The sequence below is a fragment of the Veillonella sp. CHU740 genome, assembly GCF_003992055.1.
GTDB lineage: Bacteria > Bacillota > Negativicutes > Veillonellales > Veillonellaceae > F0422.
The window spans coordinates 14,405-40,687 of record NZ_RQVD01000011.1 but is presented as its reverse complement, the minus strand read 5'-3'; the positions used below and the strand labels follow the sequence as shown (position 1 = coordinate 40,687).

The following is a 26,283-nucleotide window of genomic DNA, read 5'->3' as shown; positions in this document are numbered from 1 at the left end:
AATGTAGATGTCCAAAAAAAGAGTATATGAAGTAGCAAAAGAATTAGGCGTAGAAAATAAAGTAGTCATTGACGCGTTAAAAAAACATAACATTGATGTGAAAAGCCATATGAGTACAGTGGAGGATTCACAATTGTCTATGATTAAACAATCTTTAGGAAATGGTGGAAAACCGGCACAAGGTGGAGCACCAAAAGAAACACAAGGAGCACCACAAAAGAAAGTGCATGAATATCATCGCAACGACCAAGGTGATCAAAAACGTGGTCCTAAACAAGATAGAAACCATCGTAATGATAGAAATGATCGTAATGACCGTAATGATCGTGGTGAAAAACGCGATCGTCCTTTCAATCGAGCTGGTAAAAACAATGGTCAACGAGATAACCGCAATGATAGACAAGGAGATTCTCGTTTTAATCAACGCAATGGTCAAAACCGTGATGGCCGTCGTCCAGAAGGGCGCAATGACCAACGTCCAGATAATAGCAATGGGGGCAATCGTCCTAATAATGGTGGGCGATTTGACCGCAATAACGACCGTAATAATGATCGTCGCAATGATGGACAACGTCGTGAACGTCGCTTAGAGATTCCTCAAGTGGATCCAGCGATGACCGCAAAACCAGAAGGTCGTGATCGTCAAGCGAGCCGTGAAGCAGATCGTCAAAAAGAAAATCGCCGTTTTGAATCGGAACATCGTAATGAAAACCGCAATGAACGTCGTAACAAAAAAGATAAAAAAGGGAAAAAAGGTGAACGTAGCCAATCTCTAGTATCTTCTGCGTTGCAAAAAAATAAGAATAAAGTTAAACAACGTAATGAGCAACACATCAAACAAAAAGAGGAAGAACGTCGTAAGGCTGAGGCAGCGATTGCTACATCCATCGAACTGTCTGGTCCGTTGACAGTGAAAGAATTAGCTGAAAAAATGGGCCGTGAAGTATCTGAAATCATCAAAAAATTGATGATGTTAGGCGTTATGGCTACGATCAACCAAGAAATTGATGTGGAAACCGCCATGGTATTAGCGGAAGACTTCGGGGTAGAAGTAGTAGAAGTAGAACCTGAACAAGATCCTACAGAAATCGTGGAAATCGAAGACAGCCCAGAAAGCTTACAAGCTCGTCCTCCGGTTGTTACGATCATGGGTCACGTTGACCATGGTAAAACATCTTTATTGGATGTGATTCGTTCTACCAATGTAACAGCTTCCGAAGCAGGTGGCATTACGCAACATATCGGTGCGTACCAAGTTCGCTATGAAGGTAATAAAATTACATTCTTAGATACACCAGGCCATGAAGCTTTCACAGCGATGCGTTTACGTGGTGCTCAATCCACAGATATTGCAGTTCTTGTCGTAGCTGCTGATGACGGTGTAATGCCACAAACCATCGAAGCCATCAACCATGCGAAATCCGCAGAGGTGCCAATTATTGTAGCTATCAATAAAATGGATAAACCAGGTGCTAACCCTGACCATGTAAAACAACAATTGTCCGAACACGGTTTATTACCAGAAGAGTGGGGCGGCGATACTATCATGGTTCCTGTATCTGCGAAACAACGCCAAGGTATTGAAGACCTATTGGAAACAATCTTGCTTGTAGCAGAAGTACAAGAATTGAAAGCAAATCCTAACCGTAAGGCACAAGGTATTGTTATCGAAGCACAATTGGATAAAGGCCGTGGTCCAGTATGTACTGTATTGGTACAAAAAGGTTCTTTACGTGTAGGGGAAACGATCCTTGCTGGTGTAGCATACGGTAAAGTACGTGCTATGACGAATGAACGTGGAGAAAAAGTAAAAGTAGCTCGTCCATCCATGCCTGTGGAAATCTTAGGTCTATCCGATGTGCCACAAGCTGGTGAAGTGATGTTCGCTGTAGATGACAACGAAGCTCGTTCTATTGCAGAAAAACGTATTGAAAAACAACGCATTACTGAAATGAATGCGAAAACAAAAGTTACTCTTGATGATTTGTTCAACCAAATGCAACAAGGGGAATTGAAAGACTTAAATATTATTATCAAAGGTGACGTACAAGGTTCTGTAGAAGCATTACGTCAATCCTTAGAGGGCATTAAAAACCCAGAAGTACGCATCAATATTATCCACAGCGCAGTAGGTGCTATCAACGAATCTGACGTGATGTTAGCCTCTGCATCGGGTGCGATTATTATCGGCTTTAACGTGCGTCCAGATGCGAATGTACGTAAAGAAGCAGAAAAAGAAAGTGTTGACCTTCGTACATACCGTGTCATCTATGATGCAATCAATGAAATCGAAGCCGCTATGCGTGGTATGTTAACTCCTGAATTTAAAGAAGTTATCCTAGGTCGTGCAGAAGTTCGCCAAGTCATTTCTACACCGAAAGCCATCGTAGCTGGCTCTTATGTAACAGAAGGTAAAATCACAAATAACTCTGAAATTCGCTTAATCCGTGATGGTATCGTTATCCACGAAGGTCACATCGATTCCTTACGCCGTTTCAAAGATGAAGTGAAAGAAGTAGCTACTAGCTTTGAATGTGGTATTTCCTTGGAACGTTACCGCGATGTGAAAGAAGGCGACGTCATCGAAGCGTACAAAATGGAAGAAATTGCCCCAGCATTATAGGAGGTATCCATGAGCGAAGTTCGTGTACGAAAATTACAAGAGTTTATTAAACAAGAAGCAAGTCAAATCTTATTGCGTGGGTTGAAAGACCCTCGCATCGGATTTGTTACTGTTACCGATGTGCGTGTGACAGGTGATTTGCGAGAAGCTACGATTTACGTAAGCTTATTCGGCAGTGAGGCGGAGAAAAAACAGTCTTTAGAGACTTTGCGTAGAAGCGCTGGCTACTTCCGTTCTGAACTAGGAAAGGTACTCCAATTGCGCCACATTCCTAGCATTGCCTTTGATGCAGATACATCCTTAGATTACAGTATGCACATCGAAGGATTATTAAATTCTATTAAACAAGAGGAACAATAATGGCGAAAATTAGTATTGATCAACTGAAAGCATCGATTGATACAGCCCATTCCATTCTTCTTACGGTTCATGTTAGTCCTGATGGAGATGCTATTGGTTCCATGCTCGCAATGTATGAAGCTTTGGTAGCCCAAGGGAAAGTCGTTCGCATGGTAGTAGATGATGTAATTCCTGAAAAGTTTTCTTTTCTTCCTTTATGCTCCAAGATTGAGCCTATGGAAAGTTTAGAAAATGGTTATACATCAGATATGTTACTCATTTTGGACGCTAGCACATTTGAACGAATTGGAGAAGTAGGTGTACGAGTGAGTGCACCTACTTTTAATATAGACCATCATATTTCTAATACAGAATTTGCAGACGGTTTATACTTGCGCTCCGATTTTTCTTCTACGGGAGAAACGGTGGCGTATCTATGTAAGATGTGGAATTGGGAGATTACTCAGTCGATGGGACAAGCCTTGTATATGGCGATGGCTACAGATACAGGATTCTTTAAATTCTCTAATACCACAGCCCATACGATGGACATGGCTGGATTATGCTTAACAGCAGGAGCACAACCACATGTGATTTCCGAAGCTATAGAACAAGTAGAACAGGCCCGTATCGAAGTGCTAAAAGAGGTACTAGAGCAAGTTCGTTTTCATCATGATGGACAAGTGGTTTCCATGTCCTTGACATTGCCTATTATGGAGCGTGTCGGTGATGATACCGATGGATTTGTGGATATGATTCGAAATATCAAAGGTGTGGATGTGGCCATCGTATTGAAAGCAAAAACCGATACCTTGACTCGTGCAAGTATTCGATCTAAAGTGCGTGATGCGAATCAAATTGCTAGTCACTTTGGCGGTGGCGGTCATATTCGTGCAGCAGGTTGCTCCATAGAAAGTCCTATCCATGAGGCCTTGGAACAAATCTTAGCGGTGATTGACTAATGGATGGAGTTATTTCTTTAATCAAGCCGCCAGGTATTACTAGTCATGATGCGATTGGGATTTGTCGACGCATTTTGAAAGAACGCCGTATTGGTCATAGTGGGACTTTGGATCCTTTGGCGTACGGAGTGTTGCCTATCTTTGTAGGAAAAGCAACACGTGCCATTGAATACACAGAATCTATCGGTAAGACTTATGTGGCAGAATGTAAATTTGGTGTGGAAACAGATACAGAAGATAGTACTGGCAATGTACTGCATACTCTAGATATGACTGAGGCTCCTAGTTGGGATGAACTAGAACAAGCAGTGCAGTCCTTCAAAGGTTCGATTGAGCAGCGGCCATCCAAGTATTCGGCTATCAAAATCAATGGGCAACGTGCCTATGATTTAGCACGTGCAGGAGTAGAGTTTGAACTGCCATCTCGTTTAATTCATATCTATGATATTGAGTTATTGGCTTATGCATTTCCATTTTTTACCATTCGTGTACGATGCTCTGCGGGCACCTATGTACGTGCTTTGTTACGAGATATATGCCAGCAATTAGGCTTGTGTGGTATGATGACACAATTATGCCGTACTGCAGTAGGACGATGTGATATCGAACAGTCTGTGACCATCGAAGAACTAGAAACGCTGGTGGAACAAGCTGTACAGCCAGTGGATACCTTGCTGACCCACTTGCCAGCGGTATATATCAACGACATCAACCGCACACGCTTGGTACAAGGGAAACAAGTTCCAACCCATACAATCAAACCGAATGGAACATTCTGTGTGTCACCAGATGAAATCCCAGTCGACACATTGGTAAGAGCCTATGATGCAAATGGGTTTATGAGTATCTTGCGACGGTTGGAAAGTACTTTGAAAGTGGAAAAAAATATATATATTTAGAAGAGATATAAACGTAGGTTTGTAGTAATACATGTAAGGGGGATATGATGATGTTTAAAGTAGAAAAATTTTTAACTATCAAAAGAATTTTTATGGTATTAGTAGCATTTTGTGCACTATTTGCTTCCAATAGTTATACAGAGGCACATTATCCAGAGTATTTGAATAATAATCCTAATCTTATTTTAACGGATGGTCATATGGATAGTGGTACTTATTATGATAAGTCATCTGTGGTGAATATGTCATATAATCCTCCGTATTATAAAATAGCGGTGAATACAGTATATGTTCCTAATGTTGCGAGAGGAAATACCGCAATTAGTAATGTTACTACACAATATTTTACTTATGATTATGAAAATCGAACATTAGATGTGGCTTTTTACAACCATTCTACTGGTCAATGGTGGTATGAAACTAACATAAAACCTGGTCAGGGTATGGCTAGGACTAGAGGAACCTTAAACCCTGCAGAACTAGCCTTCTTCCAAGTCTATGGATTAAAGTTCTTTAACTTACCGTATTTAAATTACAAAGCTGTATTGTAATCAGTTCAATTTATAATAATTAGATTATACATAGACCTATCAAACACCTAACATACAGTATTGTATATTAGGTGTTTTCTTTATATACCATACTATATGTATGACTTCATAGTATTGTCTAGGTTTACATCTTTTTATATGAGTTCAAGTTTATCATTAGAATATCTTTGAAAGACATGTATACATGGGTACTACTGTTTATCCTTTAGGATTGTGATATAATAAAGAGTACACTGAAATAAAAGTTCTATTTCATATTTCAAAAGATAAGGATTAGTATGAACGTTTTATATACGATATCAGAGTTAGATACGATACAAGAACCCATTGTATATGGTATGGGAACCTTTGATGGACTGCATTTAGGTCATCAATCGATCATTAAAGAAGTTGTTGATTGTGCCAAAGAGCATAAGGGAGTTTCTGTGATTGTTACCTTCGATGCCCACCCATTTACTATTTTACAACCTAATCACATTCCTCCTCGTTTACTGCAAAGGGAAGAACGGTATGCTGTATTTGCAGAGCTAGGTGTTGACTATTTGTTAGAGCTACCTATGTCAGAAGCATTATTGGCACAATCTGGAACAGAGTTTATTCATCATCTTTGTGCCAACCGTAATGTACCCAAAATTGTGGTAGGTACCAATTTTAATTTTGGATATAAGGGACAAGGTAATTCAGCACTGATTCGAGAGTTGTATCCAAGCATAGAAGTCCATGATCAAGAGTTGGTGCGCTATGATTGGATTGATGCGCCCATATCTAGCACAGCTATACGCAGTAGTGTATTACGAGGTGATATTGAACTGGCCAACCAAATGCTAGGTAGACCATATCGATTTACAGGGACTGTAGTGAAAGGAGATCAACGAGGTCACACCCTAGGATTTCCTACGTTGAACTTTCATTTTCCAGATGAGATGGCAATACCGGCAGATGGTGTCTATGTAAATCAAGTGCAGATAGATGGCAAATGGTATGGAGCAGTAGGAAATATGGGGGATAATCCAACGTTTACGAACCAATACCATCGCTATGAAACCCATTTGTTCAATTTTTCCGATGATGTATATGGAAAAGTGGCCACTGTAGAGTTTCTTGCATTCATTCGAGGAGAGGTAAAATTCGATTCGTTGCAAGCACTCATCGATCAAATGGAAGATGATAAAGCTTTTGCCTTAGAGCATTTACAGCATACAGAATATAAAAGAGGATAAAGATATGAAGTTACAAGAAAGTCGCCAAAAAATTGATGCTATTAATAAAGAGTTGATTCGTTTATTCGAGGAACGTTTATCGATTGTAGTAGACATTGCTAAATATAAGGAAGAGCATCAAATGCAAATTCATGATGCAAAGCGAGAAGAAGAAGTGTTAAATTTAGCTGTTACATCTTTAAATAATCCTGATTTAGAGGACTATGCCAAAGAGTTTATGGGGGAAGTCATCCGTATTTGTAAAGAGTACGAAAAAAACCATATTCATCAACATATTTTCTTAATTGGTATGCCTGGAGCAGGGAAGACTACCATTGGTAAAGCCTTGGCACAAACATTGGGACTTGAGTTTTTCGATGTAGATACAGAGATTCAAGAACGAACAGGGAAATCTATTCAAAATATTATTATTCATGATGGAGAAGATGAATTCCATCAATTAGAGCTTGAAGTCATTCGAGATTTAGTGGGCCACAAAAAAGCGAGTGTCATTGCTACAGGTGGTGGTACAGTATTGTGTGATGCCACAGCTGAACTGATGCGTGAATCTGGTTATGTAGTGTTAATCCAACGTGATGTAAAGCAAATCCTTGATGATTTAGATATGGAAATTCGTCCTTTATTAAAAGAAAGCATTGAATATATTTTCCGTTTATATGAAGAAAGACAGCCTATTTATGAGCGTGTTAGCCATATTAAAATTGAAAATATCAGCAATGTAGCAGATGTAGTGAAAGCTGTCATTGCAGCGTTACCCAATGCATCCCTATGATCACTATATTAGGAACTGTATACCGTGTCATATATGCATCACCAAAGAATGATTTTTGCGTATTTATCGTACGAGACTTTCAAAATGAAGATCATCCATGTGCTGGTAATATAGAAGCTCCTAAAGTGGGAGATGAGTTAGAAGTTAAAGGCACGATGGTAGTACATAAAAAATATGGTAGACAGATACGAGTGGAAAGTATGCAGCGCATTATGCCTGATACTATGGCCGGGGCTAGGCGATACCTAGAAAATTTAGGTGTCAAAGGGCTAGGGCCTAAAACGCTAGATAAAATCCTAGACTACTTTAATGAATCTATTTTAGATGTATTGCAAGAAGAAAACCCTATGGCTATTTTGGGGATTCCCAATGTAGGAAAACGCGTGAGAGAAGATTTATATCGCACCTTGCTAGGAGAAGGGGTTCTGCAAGATATTAATGAATTTTTTGCCACCTACCATATGAGTAATCGTTGGAGCCGTAAGCTATATGAGGTATACGGTGCGAAAGCGGTAGAGGTCATTCGACATAACCCGTACCAATTGCTTCGCATTGATGAAAGCTTACCATTCTCCGTAGTAGACAGATTCGCAGATGCCCTAGAGTTTCCTTTTCATAGTGAGTACCGGTTAGATGCAGGTATTCTATATACGATGAAGCAGATCACTGAATATGGACATACTTGTATGCCCATAGAGGAATTAATGGTGCAACTGTCGAATCTATTAGGTGATGACTATATTGACTCTATTGTTGAACGATTAGAATATTTATTAGAGGCTAAAGTGTATTATCAGGTGGAGTATGATGGTGTAGTGTATATCTATCGCCCTGAACTATACCGAGCAGAGGATGATAGTGTATCATTTACGCGTGAATTTTTAGAGTCGGATTCAGATACAACTATTGATGGACATATGCTGTGCGACCAATATGAAGCTAGGCATGGGATGACTTTGGGAGACGAGCAGAAACAGGCTATTATTATGGCTCTTAGCCATCGTTTTTCTATTATTACAGGTGGTCCTGGTACTGGTAAGACCACCATTATTAAAGCCTTAGTGGAAGGATTTCGACAAGGGAATAAAAAGCGTATTGTACTTTGTGCCCCAACAGGTCGAGCAGCCAAACGTTTATCAGAAGCGACAGAACAAGAAGCGTTTACTATTCATCGGTTGCTAGAACCAGAGGCGGTGGCAGGTGGGTACCAATTTAGCAGAAACCAAGATGATCAGTTAGATGTAGATGTTGTTATCGTTGATGAATCATCGATGTTGAACTTAGAACTTTATTATGCCTTAATACAAGCGATACCACCAACGGCTTTTGTGATATTGGTCGGTGATGTTGATCAGTTGCCACCTATTGGAGCCGGTTTTGTATTGCGTGATATGCTACAAAGTACAGTAGTTCCGTATCAGGAATTACATCATATCTATCGTCAACAAGAGGGGCATCGTATCATTGATAATGCCTATAGAATTAACCATGGGGAGATGCCGGAATTGACCCAGTGTGAGGAGTTTCACTTTGAAGAAGCTCATAGTGTGGACAGTGTACTTTCAGCATTACAAGAGTTTTATAAAAAAGAATTAAAATCTGTGGAATCTGATTTAGATATACAAATTGTATGCCCTATGCGTAAAGGTCCTATCGGTAGTAGTGCCATTTCAAAGTATTTGCAAGAATTGCTAAATCCGAAACATCCAGATCGAGAAGAGATGAAAGTAGATGGTAACATCTTCCGAGTAGGAGATAAAGTCATCCAAATGGAAAATAATTACGAGCAAGATGTGTATAATGGAGAGATTGGTTTAATTACGAGTATCCTTGGAAAGTGTGTACATATACAATTTCCAGATAAACGAGTACTGATGAATGAAGAAGATATGCTATCTATGTCTTTAGCGTATGCCATTACCGTTCATAAAGCGCAGGGGAGTGAATATTCTCGTATTTTGTTGCCATTTATTTCAGCTTACAATATTATGCTGCAACGAAATCTATTATATACAGCTATCACACGGGCAAAAGATAAGGTGCTAATTATCGGCAGTCAAGAAGCGCTGGGAACTGCTGTATCTCGAGAAGATAACCAATATCGATATACTCTATTTAAAGAGCGACTAGAGGGGGGATTCTAATGCGAATTTGGGATATTTTGTGTCCGCCCACATGTGTTCATTGTGGAAATGATGTATATACGCAAGGAGAATGGTGTACTGATTGTTTTCAAAAAGTGTTGCATGAACGACGCATAGAAGGATCTAGGTATTCTTCTTTAGAGTGTATATATATACTTGCAGATTATATAGGTGGCATCAAAACGATGTTACATGATATAAAATTTAATGGAAAAAAGGAGCGAGCTCTAGGAGCCGCTCCTTTTTTGCAACGTTTTACAATTACTTGTTCAGATATCCATTATACACCTGATATAGTGGTGCCTATTCCTATTAGTGAAAGTAAACGTCAGATACGTGGATACAATCAAGTAGATCTATTATTTAAAAATTGGGTGATACAACAGCAATGGTGTTGGGAAGATATTCTTATTAAATTAGATGGTTCGAAACCGATGTGGACATTGACGAAAGAAGAACGCAAGCAGAATATGAAGGGTCATTTTTTAGTCTCTATATCTAAGGTAAAGTCATTGGTAGCAGTGCCAGGAGAGATACTCATTGTGGATGATATATATACCACGGGAGCAACTTTAGTAGAAGCGGCAGATACTTTAAAAAACTATTTTCCTAGAGCAAACATAAAGGCTCTCACTTTAGCAAGTGGAGCCTAATGGTTATCCTAAGATTTCTATAAATGTTTTAACAATTTCTGGATCAAATTGTGTTCCCGATTGACGGAATAAGTCTTGCTTTATTTGGCTACGAGGTTGTAATGTCGTATCTGATGAAGGATCAATAGATGTGACATAGTAATCAGCAATTCCAATGATGCGAGCACCTAATGGAATATTAGCTCCTCGTAAATGTTTAGGAAATCCTGTGCCATCCCATCTTTCATGATGATATTTAATGTATGGAATGATTGGCTGGCAACATGGATAATTTTCAATCATACTGGCACCAAACACTGGATGTTGTTTGTACTTGGAAAGTTCTTGACGATTGAAGTAAGGGAACTTCATTAATGTTGTGGTAGGTAAGCAAATTAATCCTAAGTCATGAAGGTAAGCAGCATGACGAATTAATTCAATTTCACCTTTTGGCAAGCCCATCTTGGCTGCAATAGCAACTGCATAGTTGGCCACTTGCACAGAGTGCACATATAAAGTTTGGCTTTTCATTTGAATCATTTGCAAAAGTTGAGCAGAGATGACTTCTAAGCTGCTAGACTCTTGCTCATATGCTCCTGACTCTTGAATTAATGATAACATAAACATGTGCAAACCCTTCCTAACTTACTGAAACGGTGATAATTCCATTAGAAATAGCACCGTTTTAAAATTCTTCGTTTACTTTAGTACACACATTATACAATAATTTAAAGGCCTTGAATATACCCTACAGAGTGGACAAAAATGCACTGAAATTTTAGAGAAACTGATAGTATTAGTGAGAATGTGATAGATAAGGGATAGATTGATATACATGTATATTTGATGAAAAAAAGCAAGTCTTTTTTTTAAGTTTGCTATACAAAAATGATATAGGAAACATGTAAAAAATCATGATGGAAGAAGAGTGACAAATATATTTCTTTCGATTATAATAAAATCATATTACGGGTCTGTGGTTGAAAGTCGAGGCCAGTCGCAGGCAAAACGATCCACATAAGCAACGAAAAGTTGTGAGCATGGTGCGGCTTAGATGTAAGTCCTGCCGAGATATCGAGAGAAGTAGTAGTGGGGAGCACAGCTTATGAGCGAACCTTCCAGCAGGCGAGTGTGGGGGCAAAGACCAGGTCAGCCGTATGAAGCACAGCAGAAATTGTTCTGCTGTGTATTTTTTTTATTCTATGAATAAAAATTGGTGGCATACAGTGAGATATTCAAGCTAATAATAGGATAACGTATTTGTAAGTAGTTAGGATATAGCGTATATTTCAGATATTCTTTGTTGTTATAGTTTATATATAGGGGGGGTAAATAAAAATACAAAAAATATGAAAATTTATGTTGACTAAATATACAATTAGATGTATAATCAGTGCATACATTACAGAACACAATTAAGAAGTAAAGGAGAATGGTGATGAAAATGAATGTAAAACAATGGATATGCACAGGATTAGTAACATTAGGTGTAGTGGCTATGTTAGGTGGATGTGGATCTCAAGGGTCAGAACAAGCACAGACTGGTAATGTATTAAAAGTAGGTACCAATGCAACCTTTGTTCCTTTTGAGTTTAAAAATGAAGGTTCAGAAGAGGTACAAGGCTTTGATATTGATGTGGCAAAAGAGATTGCTGCACGGACAGGTAAAACAATTGAATTTAAAAATGTCCCTTTTGATGGGTTAGTCCCTGCATTAGATAATGGAGAAATTGATATAGCTGCCTCTGGTATGACCATCACTAAAGCACGGACAGAAAAAGTTGGTTTCAGCATGCCTTATTACGAATCAGGTATGGCTGTAGTTGTTAAGAATAGTAGTCCCATTAAAGGGTTACAGGATTTAGGTGGAAAAACTATTGCTGTACAAATGGGAACTACAGGAGCTGATTTAGCGAGCAAAATTGATGGAGCGGTGGTTAAAAACTTTGATCACACAAGTGATGCTTTATTAGAATTGAAAAATGGCGGTGTTGAAGGTGCTTTAATCGACCTTCCAGTGGCGCAATACTACGTGGCTAAGCACGCAGATGAACAATTGCAAGTCATTGAGTACCCTAATACAAAAGAATACTTTGGGTTAGCTATGAACAAGAAGAATACAGCCCTTATTGAAAGTGTGAATAAAGCATTGACAGAGATGAAGCAAGATGGTACATTAAACAAAATATACCAGAAATGGTTTAAAACAGATATGCCGAAAGATATGCCCGTGACATACGAAGGGAAATAAGGTACTATATAAGGAGGCTTTTTAGCCTCCTTACCTGTGTGTATATGAAAGGATGGATTGTTGACGATGGATTTTAATTGGAAGTTGATTGTAGATTCTCTACCTCTACTGATCGGAGGAGCGGGAATTACAATTCAGATCACTCTTATGAGTGTGGGATTTGGATTCTTTATTGGACTCGTGGTGTCTTTGATGAATTTATCTCGCTTTAGAGTGATTCGACTCATTGCAAAATGCTATGTAGAATTATTTAGAGGCACCCCATTACTAGTACAAATCTTTATGATTTACTTTGGTGGGCCAAAACTATTAGGAGCTATTGTGAATGCCAATGGTGCACCAGAACCTATTGGGCCTTATTTAGCAGCTGTATTGGCATGTTCTATTAATTCTGGAGCCTATGTGTCAGAAATATTCCGTGCAGGGATTCAATCGATCAACAAAGGACAAATGGAAGCTGGTCGTTCGTTGGGATTAACGTGGTTCCAAACGATGCGTTATATTATTATGCCACAAGCTTTCAAGGCAATTATTCCACCACTTGGAAATGAATTTATTGCCATGTTGAAAGATACATCTCTGGTAGCAGTTATTGGGTTTGAGGAATTGACACGTCGTGGTCAATTAATTATTGCGCGTACCTATGGCTCTTTTGAAATATGGACTGCCGTAGCGGTGATATACTTAATTATGACATTAACCATTTCCCGACTCGTTGCATACTTAGAAAGGAAATATAATATTAAATGATTAAATTAATTGATGTACATAAATATTTCGGTGAATTACATGTACTGAAAGGTGTTAATACTGAAATCGATAAAGGTGAAGTAGTGGTTATCATTGGTCCCTCTGGATCAGGGAAAAGTACCGTGCTTCGTTGTATGAACTATTTAGAAGAGCCTACATCTGGGGATGTCATTGTAGATGGAATGAATTTGAATGTAAAAGAAAACATCAACAATGTACGCGCGGAAGTAGGTATGGTATTCCAGCGATTTAATTTATTCCCTCATATGACAGTGTTAGATAATATTACATTGGCACCACAAAAAATTAGAGGACTTTCCAAGGCAGATGCAGAAGCAATTGCCCATGATTTGTTGGGAAAAGTAGGACTTTCAGACAAAGCCGAGGCCTACCCAGAACAATTGTCTGGCGGTCAGCAACAACGCGTAGCTATTGCTCGTGCGTTAGCGATGAAACCTAAGGTGATGCTTTTTGATGAGCCAACCTCTGCGTTAGATCCAGAAATGGTTAGTGAAGTATTAGATGTTATGAAAGATCTTGCAAAAGAAGGTATGACAATGGTAGTTGTCACTCATGAAATGAGCTTTGCCAAAGAAGTAGCAACGCGAGTTTTATTTGTCGATGGTGGCGAGATTCTAGAAGAAGGCACTGCAGAAGAAGTGTTTGATACACCAAAACATGAGCGGACACAATCTTTCTTGTCTAAAGTGATTAGATAAAATAAATTTATATAGAGATAGATAACTCTCAAGCTAGTTTTTATACAAGGTATAACTGCTTGAGAGTTTTTTATTATGTAGATGGGTTTGTGTAAAATATACAGAATGTATAAAATGTTCATTTATAATAATTAAAAGAAGGTCTGCTTGAAAATAACTTGTTATGTATTCTGTAATCAATGGGTATTCGAATGGAGAAATAACAACGATATGAAAAATATTATAAAGATGTATACTTGATAATTGATAAATTTTAAAATTCATAAAAATAAAGTTTAAAGTGAATATAAATTGAAAAATATATTAAATAAAAAAACTTTTGAACGTCTAAAAAATACCTATATTATAAGTAAAATTAGCATAATTGAATAATAATGCTAATGAATTATATCGATATAGCAAATACTTGAAAATAAACTTAAATTTTGATTGACACCATACATTTATAGTGATAACATGAAAGCAAGATTTAGATAATCTAAATCACTTGCAGTATTAAAGGTAGGAGGAATTATCATGCTTGGGAAAGTAAAATGGTTCAGTGCAGAAAAAGGTTATGGCTTTATTGAAAGAGAAGATGGTAGCGATGTATTCGTACATTTTTCTGCAATCCAAGAAGATGGCTTTAAGTCCTTATCTGAAGGACAACAAGTAGAATTTGAAATTGTAGATGGTAACCGTGGTCTTCAAGCGGCTAACGTATATAAAGCATAATATCAAGAAAAGGCTTAGGATATTCCTAAGTCTTTTTTTGTTACTAGTGTTAACAAAAAATATATGATCTAATTAAAGGAGTTTTTCATCTTATGGCGAATACTATAAATACAACCATAATATATGAAATATAAGAAAGGGTGAGTACTATGAAATTATCGGTACGAGGAAAAAATCTTGAAGTAACAGTAGCGTTACGTGAATATATTGAAAAACGGTTGGAAAAGTTATCTCGTTATTTCGAAACACCAGTAACAGTTCAAGTGCTATTGTCCTTAGAAAAAGAAGAGCGCAAAGTAGAAGTAACTTGTTTTGTAGAAAGTGTAGTGTTGCGAGGCGTTGAAAGCAATCTTGATATGTATGCAGCCATCGACCTAGTAGTAGATAAAATTATTCGTCAAATACATAAACACAAAACGCGATTAGCAAAACGTTTCCGCAAGGAAACTGGATTCCATATAGATGTAGCACCTGTAGAACCAGTACAAGAAGAAAAAGAATTAGAAGTGGTAAAACGCAAACACTTTACAGTACGACCTATGAGTGTGGAAGAAGCTATTTTACAAATGAATTTATTGGAACATGATTTCTTTATGTTCTTCAATGATGATACTGAAACAATGAATGTAGTATATCGACGTCATGATGGTAAATATGGATTGTTAGAACCTGAAGTTGGTTAAGTGATTCCATACATTTGTGATTTTTTACCCGAAATATATAAAAAGGGCTGATATTAATAGATAATATCAGTTCTTTTTTTGACTATTACAGCCTAGTAGGCTATAATAATCTAGATACATAGTATTGAAAAGAAATTCGTTCCACTAATATAAGGAGTTGATATAGTTGTTTGGTTTTATACAAAAACTACTAGGAAATAAAAATGCTAAAGAAATTAAACGAATTCGATTGATCGTAGATGAAATTAACGAATTAGAACCGTCCATGTTAGCCTTAAGTGATACATCATTGAAAGCAAAAACAGAAGAGTTCAAAACAAGATTAGCAGAAGGTGAAACATTAGATGATATTTTGCCAGAAGCTTTTGCAGTTGTTCGTGAAGCTTCTAAACGTGTTTTGGGGATGCGTCATTTTGATGTACAAATGATTGGTGGCGTAGTGTTACATCGCGGTAATATTGCTGAAATGCGTACAGGTGAAGGTAAAACATTAGTAGCTACATTACCAGTGTACTTAAATGCATTATCAGGAAAAGGTGCTCATGTTGTTACTGTCAATGATTATTTAGCGCGTCGTGATAGCGAATGGATGGGTCGGCTGTATAATTTCTTGGGCTTATCAACGGGTCTTATTGTGGCTGGTTTAGATTATGACCAACGTAAACAAGCTTATGCTTCTGATATTACATATGGTACAAATAATGAATTTGGTTTTGACTATTTACGTGACAACATGGTAGTGCATGCTGACCAAATGGTACAACGACCTCTAAATTATGCAATTGTGGATGAAGTGGACTCTATTTTGATCGATGAAGCTCGTACACCGTTGATTATTTCTGGTCCAGGTGAACGCTCTACAGAACGTTACTATGAGTTAGCTAAGATTGTACCGCACCTTGTAAAAGATGAAGACTATACAATCGATGAAAAACAAAAAACAATTGCTCCTACAGAAGAGGGGATCACTAAAGTCGAAAAAATGTTACACATAGAAAACTTATATGACTCTTCTAACTTGGAATTAAATCATTTGCTGAGCGCTTCTCTTCGTGCCTATGCTATGATGGAGCGAGATAAAGATTATGTGGTGAAAGATGGCGAAGTTGTTATCGTCGATGAGTTCACTGGACGTCTTATGTTTGGTCGTCGTTATTCTGACGGATTGCATCAAGCTATTGAAGCAAAAGAAGGTTTAAAAGTAGAACGTGAAAGCCAAACATTGGCATCCATTACGTTCCAAAACTATTTCCGTATGTATGAAAAATTATCTGGCATGACTGGTACAGCGAAGACGGAAGAACAAGAGTTCAATAATATTTATGGATTGGAAGTATATGAAATTCCACCAAATAAAGTATTGGCTCGTATTGATATGCCAGATCTTATTTTCAAAACTAAAGCAGCAAAATATCGAGCTGTTGTACGCGATGTAGTAGAACGACATAAAACAGGACAGCCTATCTTGGTGGGAACTACATCGATTACACAATCTGAAATGCTTAGTGATATGCTGACAAAAGCGGGTATACCACATAACGTATTGAATGCAAAACATCATGAACAAGAAGCCGAGATTGTTGCCAATGCTGGTCAATATGGCATGGTAACTATTGCTACCAATATGGCGGGCCGTGGTACAGATATTTCCTTAGGAGAAGGAGTGGCTGAACTAGGTGGCTTGCATATTTTAGGTACAGAACGACATGAAAGTCGTCGTATCGATAATCAGCTTCGAGGCCGTTCCGGTCGTCAAGGAGATAACGGATCTTCTCAATTCTTCTTGTCCTTGGAAGATGATTTAATGCGTATTTTCGGAGCCGATAATATTGCTGGTATGATGGATAAATTAGGAATGGAAGAAGATGAACCAATTGAACATTCCTTAATTACGAAATCTATTGAACGAGCACAGAAAAAAGTAGAAAATCATAACTTTAATATTCGTAAGTATATCTTGGAATATGATGATGTTATGAATCAACAACGGGAAGTATTATACGAACAACGTCGCTTGATTTTGAATAATCAATCCTTGCGAGAAACAATTTTGCATATGGTAGATAACCTTATTATCAGTTCCATGAACCAATATGCAGATGAAAAATTATATCCAGAAGAATGGAATTATGAAGGCTTATTAAGACATTTAGAGATTTACTTCTTAGAGCCTGGTATGTTAACAGTAGAACAAATGGAAGAGTTTGGTCGAGCTGAATTACAAGAACATTTGATTGATATTGCTCATCGCGAGTATGAACAACGAGAAGCCATGATTGGTGAAGCAAATATGCGAGAATTAGAAAAAGCAATTATGCTAAAAGTCGTGGATAGCAAATGGATGGAACATTTAGATTCTATGGATATGTTAAAAGAAGGCATTGGTTTGCGTGCTTATGGACAAAAAAATCCATTAGTAGAGTACAAATTTGAAGCCTTTGACATGTTTGAACGTATGAAAGAAGCTATTACGGATGATACAATTATGTATTTATACCGAATCCAAATCAATGTGGAAACAATAGCAGAAGAAGAACCGGTTGATCATCTAGCTGATGCTAAGACCCACCATGAAGACGTGTTGGAACCACAAAACGTAGACTAGACTTTCATGGCCCACAGCGAGGTGATACCATCTCCTGTGTGGCCATTTTTATTGTACTATAGAAAGAGGTGAAAGAATTGTTAGAAGACTTAAAAGGTCCTATTGACAATTTAGAGGAGCGTATTTTTGGAATGAGGGATTCACTTTAACATCGCTCAAAAAGAAGAGCGTATCCTCACACTAGATATAAAAATGAGTGATCCAGAATTTTGGAATGATCCGGATTCTGCTCGTGATATTTCGCAAGAAGCAACACAGTTGAAAGATGCCGTAGAAGGCTATCAAAAGCTAGTCACAGACATTGAAGATGCGAAATTGATGTTAGAGATGGCTATAGAAGAGGAAGATGCTTCTATGGAGAGTGAACTGGAAACCATCGTAAAGCAATTGACCGAAGAAGTAGAGCGTCGTGAAGTATTGTTGTTACTAAGTGGTGAATATGATAAAAATAATGCCATTTTAACATTTCATGCTGGTGCAGGTGGTACAGAAGCACAAGACTGGTGCTCTATGCTGATTCGCATGTACTTGCGGTGGGCAGAGAAACAAGGATATAGTATTTCCCTTATGGATGAACAAGTAGGCGATGAAGCAGGCATTAAAAGTGCTACATTCCTGATCAAGGGTGAAAATGCTTTTGGCTACATGAAATCAGAAAAAGGGGTACATCGATTGGTTCGTATCTCTCCATTTGATTCAGCAGCGCGCCGACATACATCATTCTGTGCTGTAGATGTGATGCCTGAAATTGATGAAACTGTGGAGATTAATTTGGACATGAAGGACGTACAGGTAGATACGTACCGTGCCAGTGGTGCAGGTGGACAGCACATTAATAAAACAGACTCTGCTGTTCGTATGACTCATATTCCTACAGGTATCGTTGTGCAATGTCAAAGTGAGCGGTCTCAAATTCAGAATCGTGAGCAATGTTTAAAATTATTGAGAGCTAAGTTGTTTGAATTAGAACTTGAAAAACAAGCAGAATTAAAAGAACAACTAGGTGGTACATACCAAGCGATTGAGTGGGGCAGTCAAATTCGTTCCTATGTGTTCCACCCATATAATATGGTAAAAGACCATCGTACAAGCGTGGAAACAGGTAATGTACAAGCTGTCATGGATGGTAATTTAGATCAATTTATGGAAGGCTTTTTAAAGAAAGAAGCGAATTTATCAATATAATGGAGTGACAGTGAGAAATTTCTTTTTTAAAACAATTGTTGTATGTTTGGCCATTGTTGGTATCGTGATAGGCGGATCTTCATTGTTGTTACCAAGATTGGCTAGTGAACAGTTAGAATCACATTTGCAAGATACATTACATCCGGAAGGACAATCATTGCGAGTGGAATCATCTCCAGGAATTAAACTTGCCCTTGGTGATATTGACACGTTTAGAGGTGATTTAGATGGTGTTACTTTAGGTCAACTACGTGTACAGCGATTGCATTTTGATTTACGCCAAATGAAAGTATCACCTACCGACTTGTATATGAACCAAAGGTTACAGTTTACAAATCTAGGAAAAGGTCATATAGAAGCTGTGATTCATCAGGATGATTTGAAGCAGTTTATTGAACAACGCTTGTCTGATAAAAATGCTAACGCATTAACAATTGAAACAGTAGAAGTTACAAATCGAGGTGTGATTATGGAAGGTCACATCAATGTAGGTGGTTTTTTAAGCGGTAAATTAATCTTACAAGGTCAACTGGAGATTGAAGGGAATACCTTACAATTTGCTACAGAAAAGCTTTCAATCGGAGGCTCTAGTTTACATGGGTTATCTAATGGAGCTGTAAAATCAATTCCGGTGTATAATTTTAATGACTTTCCAATTCCAGTCGTTTTGGATCGGGTAGAAACGGGACGTGAAGAAATTCATGTGTATGTACATCCTGTCGAACCATAGGAGGAATAATGAAACCACATAAAAAACTATCCGTATATACATGGATTCTCCTTGCCTTCCTAGCGATTGGTATAGTGAGTGGACTTATATTAGTGCGTGAACGGCACCTAATAGAGGTAGAACAAGAACGAGTTGAGAACATCATTGATTATGATGGGTTGATTCGATCTAATTCGTATGAAAAACGGTCTTTCACGGATGCTGTGAAAGCGGCTAAAGAGTCTGGAATCACCGCATTGGCTATTTATGATAGAACGCTGCAGAAAGAAAAAGATGCAGGTCATATTCGTATCTATGATGTGAATGATTTAGAGCAAATGCAGATTGCAGGTGGACAGCCAGGGATGACCTATATAGGAGCTATCACTGGGAAAGAAGCATACTTTAAAGAAATACAAGAAGACTTGGTGCGTCGTTTAGGGGCGGATAAAGTTAATGTCATAGAAACATCTATAGGACCTATGATAGGATTAGCTGTACCAAGTGATTCTTTAAAAGATATGAATTTGGGAATTTCACGATTACAGGCACAAGAAGTATCTGATTTAGGTTTCCATGTTATCGTACGTCCTACTAATTACAAAGGTGTGACTGTGGAAGATGTGGATCATGTATTCCAACGTATTGATGGGATACAAGGTGTGACGGGAATGGTCTTTGTAGGTAAGGAAGCCTTAGGATACCCCCTTCATGCAGATCGTACATTAAAACAACTGGAACAACGTAATATTCCACTTGTGGGAATTGAAGCAATGAATCAGTTGCAATACTTTCCACAAGCAGGCTTTTTAGAGATGGCAAATGCTAACCATTATAAGGTGGGAAGACTATATTCTGTATCTAAAGAAGAAGTTAAGAAATTAACTCCAGGTGAGCTTATACAATGGTTTTATATTAGCGATATTGAACGGAACATTCGATATAATCTTTTCCCACTCTATGAACAAGGTGTTGATAATCGAACAGCTTTGGAAACCACTTTATTTGTCGCCAAGAGTGTGACGGAACGATTAAAGGAACGGGGCTTTACTATTGGAGAAGCTTCGATATATCCAGCATATACACCAAATACACTACTGCGCGTATTGACTATGATTGGAGTTATTAGCTTAGGTACGCTAACATTAGGGCAATTTATACGCTTGCGCAGATCCTATCTATTCAGTGTATTCGTCGTAGGAACTTTGCTATCAGTAGGGATCTACTTGATGACAACGGGCACAAAAATTGTTACAGCTTGGGCATTGGTTGCGGCCATTGCAGCACCTGTATTGGCGATGACGCTAGTGTTGGACTGTTGGTCAAAACGTAATCATGAAGGATTATCTCCCTGGAGAAGTACTATAGAAGCTATTGTATATCTACTAGTAGCGGCTACTATTGCTGCCATTGGTGGCATAAGCATTGCTGCATTATTGGGAAGTACACAGTTCTTTATGGAGTTTGCTTTATTCCATGGTGTAAAACTAACGTTTGTGGCACCTGTGATATTAACGGCTATTGCCTATTTACAGCGTTTTCCAATTTGGAAAGGTAGAACGATTTCTTCCGTTAGTGATGTAAAAACATTTATTACAGAGTTTGTTCAAATTGATATTAAAGTCTATAGTTTATTAATTGTTGGTGCTTTGGCTGTGGTAGCCTATGTCTTTGTAGGTCGTAGTGGTCATACAGCGGGTGTACCAGTGCCATCTTGGGAACTTGCATTGCGACGTTTCTTAGAAAACACTATGTATGCTCGACCGCGTGAAAAAGAGTTTTTAATTGGCCATCCAGCATTTATGTTGGCAGCCTATGCTGTAGGAAAACGCATTCCTATGGTCTTGCACTTTGTCTTATCTGTGGCTGCAGTGATTGGTATTGCTTCCATGGTAGAAACATTCTGCCATTTACGAACTCCTGTCTATATGTCAATTGCACGTGGATATGATGGAATCTTATTGGGTATTACTATAGGTGTGCTAGCCATTATTGCATTCCGCTTTTTAGGTTATGGTATTCGATGGTATCATTCCAGAGGTGATCATCATGTGTAAGATACTCATTTCCGGCTATTATGGATTCGGTAATGCCGGAGATGAAGCGTTATTAAGTGCTATCTTACAAGCATTATTGGAATTAGAACCACAAGCTGAGATTACCGTAATCTCTGGAAACCCAGTAGAAACTATGAATACTCATAAAGTGAAAGCCATTGGCCGCTTCGATATGTGGAAGATATACCAAGCTGTGTATTCTTGCGACATGCTCATCAGTGGTGGTGGGAGCTTGTTACAAGATGTAACGAGCACTCGGAGTCTTTACTACTATTTAAGTATTATTAGCTTAGCCAATATATTGGGAAAACGAGTGATGATTTATGCACAAGGTATTGGACCTCTGCGAAAATCGTTGGCTCGTGCTACAGTTGGACGTGTGCTGAATCAAGTGTCTATGATTACTGTACGTGACTATGCATCGAAAGAAGAGTTGATTTCACTAGGTCTTCATAATGTACCGATTACTGTAACGGCTGATGCGGTGCTAGGAATGCATCCAGTGGATACCACGTCAGGTCGTGAAATATTAGCGGCCTATGGTGTCGACTTTGACCGACCTATTGTGGGGGTATCTGTACGTGCTTGGAAAGATTGCACAGAGTATCAAACTATATTGGCTGAGGCTCTTGATAAAATTCAGATAGCCAAGGATGCCCAAATTGTATTCATTCCGATGCAACATAGAGAGGACACGATAGAGGCTGAAGCCATTGCCAAACGTATGACAGTTACTTCAATAGTTTTGGCTGATTCCTATACTACGACAGAGTTATTGTCGTTGAGTAGTTGTGTGGATGTCATGATAGGTGTACGACTCCATGCATTAGTATTTAGTGCGTTAATGGAAACACCTTGTTTAGGGATCTCTTATGACCCTAAAATTTTAAACTTTCTTCATATGATTGGTGAAGACCCAATAGGTGATTTACATACATTAGAAGTAGAACCTATTGTGGCGCGTACAGTGGAAGCTTTGGATCGAAAAACTTTCACAGAAACTGTATTAGAAAATATCCATGAATTACGAAGAACTGCCTTAGAGAATGCCCGCATTGCCATTGGCATGCTGCATGATAAATAATTTACCTTAAAATTGTGTATAACACGGGAGGGTATAGTATGTTAACACTTGAACAAAAACAATTGATACAAGAAAAAGCAAAAGCGATTCGTGTGAACATCGTGAAAGCTGTAACAGCAGCAAAATCTGGTCATCCAGGTGGATCCTTATCCATTGCTGATGTGATGAGTCTGTTATACTTTCAAGAGATGAATGTGAATCCTAATGAGCCAAAAGATCCAAATCGTGATCGTTTTGTCTTATCGAAAGGACATGCTGCACCAGCTTTGTATGCAACATTGGCGGTAAAAGGATTTTTTCCAACAGAAGAATTATTAAACTTGCGTAAAATTGACCATATTTTACAAGGTCATCCAGATATGAAATATACTCCAGGTGTAGATATGTCTACAGGTTCTTTGGGACAAGGGATTTCTGCAGCTTGTGGTATGGCACTAGCAGGAAAAATTGATGGAGCATCGTACCGTGTATATTCCGTTTTGGGAGATGGAGAAATAGAAGAAGGTCAAGTATGGGAAGCAGCTATGTTTGCAGCTCATTACAAATTGTCTAACTTAACGGCATTCGTAGATTTTAATGGATTGCAAATCGATGGAGACATTACGAAAGTTATGAGTCCATTGCCAATTGATGAAAAGTTCAAAGCCTTCGGTTGGCATGTCATTGTTGTAGATGGACATGATGTAGAGGCATTGCATGCGGCTATTACAGAAGCAAAAGCAACGACAGATAAACCAACTATGGTGATTATGAATACTATAAAAGGCAAAGGTGTACAAGCTATGGAAGGCCAAGCAGGTTGGCATGGCAAAGCACCATCACAAGAAGAATGTGATCAATTTGTTGCTGAATTGTTGGAGGTGTAATCATGGGAAAAGCGACTCGTGAAGCATATGGTACAGCGTTAGTTAAAGTAGGCGCTACGAACAAAGATGTTGTTGTATTAGATGCAGATTTATCAAAATCTACAAAAACTGATGAATTTAAAAAAGTATACCCTGAGCGATTCTTCAATGTAGGGATTGCAGAGCAAAATTTAATTTCTGTGGGTGCTGGCTTAGCGGCAGCAGGAAAAGTTCCTTTCGTATCTTCCTTTGCTATGTTTGCTACAGGGCGTGCTTTTGAACAAGTGCGTAATGCTGTATGCTACCCTAAATTAAATGTAAAGGTATGTGCAACTCATGCTGGCATTACAGTGGGTGAAGACGGTGCGACCCATCAAAGTTTAGAAGATATTTCTTGTATGCGTACAGTGCCTAATATGACGGTAGTAGTACCGGCTGATGCCGCAGAAACAGAAGCAGTTATTACATGGGCAGCTGAGTATAAAGGTCCTGTATATGTACGATTAGGCCGTGCTAGTGTAGAGGATGTAACGCCAGAAGGATACACGTTTGTACCAGGTAAGTCACAGCAATTACGGGACGGTAAGGAAGCTACCATCATTGCATGTGGTGCCTTAGTAGGACCAGCTGTGGAAGCAGCGCAGCAATTAGAAACAGAAGGTATTTCTGTGCGAGTTATCAATATGGCTTCTATTAAACCAATTGATACACATGCAATTGTAGCAGCAGCGAAAGAAACGGGATTGATTATTACAGCTGAAGAACATAATATTATCGGTGGCTTAGGCAGTGCTGTGGCAGAAGTGGTAGTAAAAGAAGCTCCAGTACCTATGGAATTTGTAGGTGTAAAGGATACATTTGGTGAATCTGGTACACCAAAAGAGTTGATGGCTAAATATGGCTTAACAGCTGCTGACATTGTGGCTGCTACAAAACGCGGTATAGCAAGAAAATAGAAGGGAAGGATAAAATGATTGAATTTAGAAATGTCCATAAAGTCTATGATAATGGTTCAGTCGCTTTAGAGGACGTATCCATTCATATTGAAAAAGGAGAATTTGTACTAGTTTGTGGACACTCTGGTGCAGGTAAATCCACATTTATTAAACTTCTTTCACATGAGGTAAAACCTGATTCTGGAACGGTTTTTGTAAATGATGTAGATGTAACGCGTATCAAGTCGGGCAAAGTACCATATTTGCGTAGAAAACTAGGTATTGTTTTCCAAGATTTCCGCTTATTGCCATCTAAAACAGTATTTGAAAATGTTGCATTTGCCTTGGAAGTTATTGAAGAAAAACCAAAAGTTATTAAAGATAAAGTGTTGAATGTTCTTGATTTAGTTGGACTTAGTGATAAAGCTAACGATTTACCACAAGATCTAAGTGGTGGTGAGCAACAACGTGTCGCTATTGCTAGAGCTATTGTCAACAAACCATTAGTACTCATTGCGGATGAGCCTACAGGAAACTTGGATCCTCAAACGAGTCGTGATATTTCTGACTTATTCAAAGCGATTAATAATTCTGGCACAACGGTTGTCATGGTGACTCATGATATGGATATGGTGTCATATTTGAATAAACGCGTCATTGCCTTAGAAAATGGCCGTGTAGTGAGTGATCAAATGAGAGGTGCCGAATTCCATGAAAATTAGAACATTTATCTATTTTATAAAAGAAGCCATTAAGTCTATGCGACGTAATGGATTGATGTCATTGGCATCTATTTCCACAGTGGCATTGTCATTGTTTATTTTAGGTGTATTTGCTTGTGGGGTAGTGAATTTAAATAATTTAGCATCCCATTTAGAAAGCCAAGTACAAATTAGTATCTATTTGAAAGATAATTTAACAACACCACAAGTGATGGAATTAGGCAAAAAGCTAAAAGCTTTGCCAGACTTAAAGGAAATTGAATTTGTTACCAAAGATGAAGCGATGAAACGCTTTAAAGAACGTTTGGGAGAACAACAACAATTAGTGGACTCTCTAGATGGACATAATCCACTACCTACATCATATGTGTTGACGTTCAATACTCCAGATCAAGTTAAATCTACAGCAGAATTAGTTTCTAAATATCCTGAAGTAGAGAGTGCCCATTATGGACAAGATGTAATTGAGCAAATTTTTGAAGTGACAAAGATTATTCGTATCGGTGGAATTATCTTGATTGGCTTCTTAGCGGGTGCAACATTATTTATTATTTCCAATACAATTCGTTTGACTGTGTTCGCGCGTCGTAAAGAAATTGGAATCATGAAATATGTGGGTGCTACGAATGGATTTATCCGTTGGCCATTCTTATTAGAAGGTATGTTCTTAGGTGCTATTGGTGGTATCATTGCAGGCCTTGCTACATGGCAGTTCTATCAATATGTGACGGCTCAAGTAGTTGCTAACTTTGCATTTATGCCATTGGTACCATTAATGCCATTTATTTATCAGCTATCTGGTGGATTAGTAGGTGTTGGTATTATTGTGGGTGCTATCGGTAGTACTATTTCGTTAAAACAATATATGAAAGTGTAGGAACT

General features: G+C 38.3%; 24 protein-coding genes. 23 read left to right on the top strand and 1 reads right to left on the bottom strand.

Annotated features, from left to right (window positions below; translation table 11 throughout):
- The first annotated feature begins 7 nt into the window (after nt 1–7).
- From infB to EO115_RS06745, 9 genes are all read left to right on the top strand, one after another.
- Entirely contained in the window at nt 8–2,623 is a 2,616-nt protein-coding gene (infB, locus tag EO115_RS06785) for a translation initiation factor IF-2 (RefSeq protein WP_126938197.1), read from the top strand.
- 9 nt (nt 2,624–2,632) lie between these two features.
- Nucleotides 2,633–2,983: a 30S ribosome-binding factor RbfA gene (gene rbfA / locus EO115_RS06780; protein ID WP_126938196.1), complete on the top strand. Its 351-nt coding sequence runs from the start codon at nt 2,633–2,635 to the stop codon at nt 2,981–2,983.
- Complete coding sequence (locus tag EO115_RS06775) at nt 2,983–3,924, top strand: bifunctional oligoribonuclease/PAP phosphatase NrnA (protein ID WP_126938195.1); 942 nt, start codon at nt 2,983–2,985, stop codon at nt 3,922–3,924. Before rbfA ends, EO115_RS06775 begins: the two co-directional genes overlap by 1 nt.
- Nucleotides 3,924–4,823, top strand: coding sequence for a tRNA pseudouridine(55) synthase TruB (truB, locus tag EO115_RS06770; protein WP_126938194.1), 900 nt, complete (start codon nt 3,924–3,926; stop codon nt 4,821–4,823). The genes EO115_RS06775 and truB overlap by 1 nt, the downstream gene beginning before the upstream one ends.
- Before the next feature lie 44 nt (nt 4,824–4,867).
- Nucleotides 4,868–5,374: a hypothetical protein gene (locus EO115_RS06765; RefSeq protein WP_126938193.1), complete on the top strand. Its 507-nt coding sequence runs from the start codon at nt 4,868–4,870 to the stop codon at nt 5,372–5,374.
- Nucleotides 5,375–5,652: 278 nt separating this feature from the next.
- Nucleotides 5,653–6,594 (top strand): bifunctional riboflavin kinase/FAD synthetase, encoded by a 942-nt coding sequence (locus EO115_RS06760; protein WP_126938192.1) that lies wholly within the window; start codon nt 5,653–5,655, stop codon nt 6,592–6,594.
- Between the two features lie 4 nt (nt 6,595–6,598).
- Entirely contained in the window at nt 6,599–7,366 is a 768-nt protein-coding gene (locus EO115_RS06755) for a shikimate kinase (protein WP_126938191.1), read from the top strand.
- A complete protein-coding gene (locus tag EO115_RS06750; protein WP_126938190.1) occupies nt 7,363–9,510 on the top strand; it encodes an ATP-dependent RecD-like DNA helicase in 2,148 nt (715 codons plus the stop codon). Before EO115_RS06755 ends, EO115_RS06750 begins: the two co-directional genes overlap by 4 nt.
- The gene (locus EO115_RS06745) at nt 9,510–10,163 is read left to right on the top strand and encodes a ComF family protein (protein ID WP_126938189.1); all 654 of its coding nucleotides are present in this window, start codon (nt 9,510–9,512) and stop codon (nt 10,161–10,163) included. Before EO115_RS06750 ends, EO115_RS06745 begins: the two co-directional genes overlap by 1 nt.
- A 3-nt stretch (nt 10,164–10,166) precedes the next feature.
- Here the strand turns inward: EO115_RS06745 and EO115_RS06740 are convergent, their stop codons facing one another.
- On the bottom strand, nt 10,167–10,769 hold the full coding sequence (locus EO115_RS06740; protein WP_126938188.1) for an HD-GYP domain-containing protein: 603 nt from the start codon (nt 10,767–10,769) through the stop codon (nt 10,167–10,169).
- A gap of 808 nt (nt 10,770–11,577) precedes the next feature.
- On the opposite strand from EO115_RS06740, the gene EO115_RS06735 reads away from it, so the two are divergent.
- The 14 genes from EO115_RS06735 to ftsX all read left to right on the top strand — a co-directional run bounded on the left by EO115_RS06735 (nt 11,578) and on the right by ftsX (nt 26,278).
- On the top strand, nt 11,578–12,393 hold the full coding sequence (locus EO115_RS06735) for a basic amino acid ABC transporter substrate-binding protein (RefSeq protein ID WP_371413264.1): 816 nt from the start codon (nt 11,578–11,580) through the stop codon (nt 12,391–12,393).
- 66 nt (nt 12,394–12,459) lie between these two features.
- Nucleotides 12,460–13,143: an amino acid ABC transporter permease gene (locus EO115_RS06730; protein ID WP_126938186.1), complete on the top strand. Its 684-nt coding sequence runs from the start codon at nt 12,460–12,462 to the stop codon at nt 13,141–13,143.
- Entirely contained in the window at nt 13,140–13,862 is a 723-nt protein-coding gene (locus EO115_RS06725) for an amino acid ABC transporter ATP-binding protein (RefSeq protein WP_126938185.1), read from the top strand. The genes EO115_RS06730 and EO115_RS06725 overlap by 4 nt, the downstream gene beginning before the upstream one ends.
- 516 nt (nt 13,863–14,378) lie before the next feature.
- Nucleotides 14,379–14,576: a cold shock domain-containing protein gene (locus EO115_RS06720; protein WP_009354004.1), complete on the top strand. Its 198-nt coding sequence runs from the start codon at nt 14,379–14,381 to the stop codon at nt 14,574–14,576.
- A gap of 149 nt (nt 14,577–14,725) precedes the next feature.
- Nucleotides 14,726–15,259 carry a ribosome hibernation-promoting factor, HPF/YfiA family gene (gene hpf, locus EO115_RS06715; protein WP_126938184.1) on the top strand — a complete coding sequence of 178 codons (534 nt, stop codon included), beginning with the start codon at nt 14,726–14,728 and terminating at the stop codon, nt 15,257–15,259.
- A gap of 166 nt (nt 15,260–15,425) precedes the next feature.
- Entirely contained in the window at nt 15,426–17,864 is a 2,439-nt protein-coding gene (gene secA, locus EO115_RS06710; RefSeq protein WP_126938183.1) for a preprotein translocase subunit SecA, read from the top strand.
- Between the two features lie 77 nt (nt 17,865–17,941).
- Nucleotides 17,942–19,049 (top strand): peptide chain release factor 2 gene (prfB, locus tag EO115_RS06705; protein ID WP_206168432.1). Its coding sequence is split into 2 segments (ribosomal slippage): nt 17,942–17,998 and nt 18,000–19,049, totalling 1,107 coding nucleotides; the frame shifts between segments, so codons are not numbered across the junction.
- A gap of 10 nt (nt 19,050–19,059) precedes the next feature.
- Nucleotides 19,060–19,779, top strand: a complete 720-nt coding sequence (locus EO115_RS06700; RefSeq protein ID WP_164724071.1) for an LmeA family phospholipid-binding protein — start codon at nt 19,060–19,062, stop codon at nt 19,777–19,779.
- An 8-nt stretch (nt 19,780–19,787) separates the two neighbouring features.
- The gene (locus tag EO115_RS06695; protein WP_126938181.1) at nt 19,788–21,815 is read left to right on the top strand and encodes a DUF5693 family protein; all 2,028 of its coding nucleotides are present in this window, start codon (nt 19,788–19,790) and stop codon (nt 21,813–21,815) included.
- Nucleotides 21,808–22,899 carry a polysaccharide pyruvyl transferase CsaB gene (gene csaB / locus EO115_RS06690; protein ID WP_126938180.1) on the top strand — a complete coding sequence of 364 codons (1,092 nt, stop codon included), beginning with the start codon at nt 21,808–21,810 and terminating at the stop codon, nt 22,897–22,899. The genes EO115_RS06695 and csaB overlap by 8 nt, the downstream gene beginning before the upstream one ends.
- 38 nt (nt 22,900–22,937) lie before the next feature.
- Nucleotides 22,938–23,765: a transketolase gene (locus EO115_RS06685; RefSeq protein WP_126938179.1), complete on the top strand. Its 828-nt coding sequence runs from the start codon at nt 22,938–22,940 to the stop codon at nt 23,763–23,765.
- Between the two features lie 2 nt (nt 23,766–23,767).
- On the top strand, nt 23,768–24,700 hold the full coding sequence (locus EO115_RS06680; protein ID WP_126938178.1) for a transketolase family protein: 933 nt from the start codon (nt 23,768–23,770) through the stop codon (nt 24,698–24,700).
- A 14-nt stretch (nt 24,701–24,714) separates the two neighbouring features.
- Complete coding sequence (gene ftsE, locus EO115_RS06675; RefSeq protein WP_126938177.1) at nt 24,715–25,401, top strand: cell division ATP-binding protein FtsE; 687 nt, start codon at nt 24,715–24,717, stop codon at nt 25,399–25,401.
- Nucleotides 25,391–26,278, top strand: coding sequence for a permease-like cell division protein FtsX (gene ftsX / locus EO115_RS06670; protein WP_126938176.1), 888 nt, complete (start codon nt 25,391–25,393; stop codon nt 26,276–26,278). Before ftsE ends, ftsX begins: the two co-directional genes overlap by 11 nt.
- Nucleotides 26,279–26,283 lie beyond the last annotated feature (5 nt).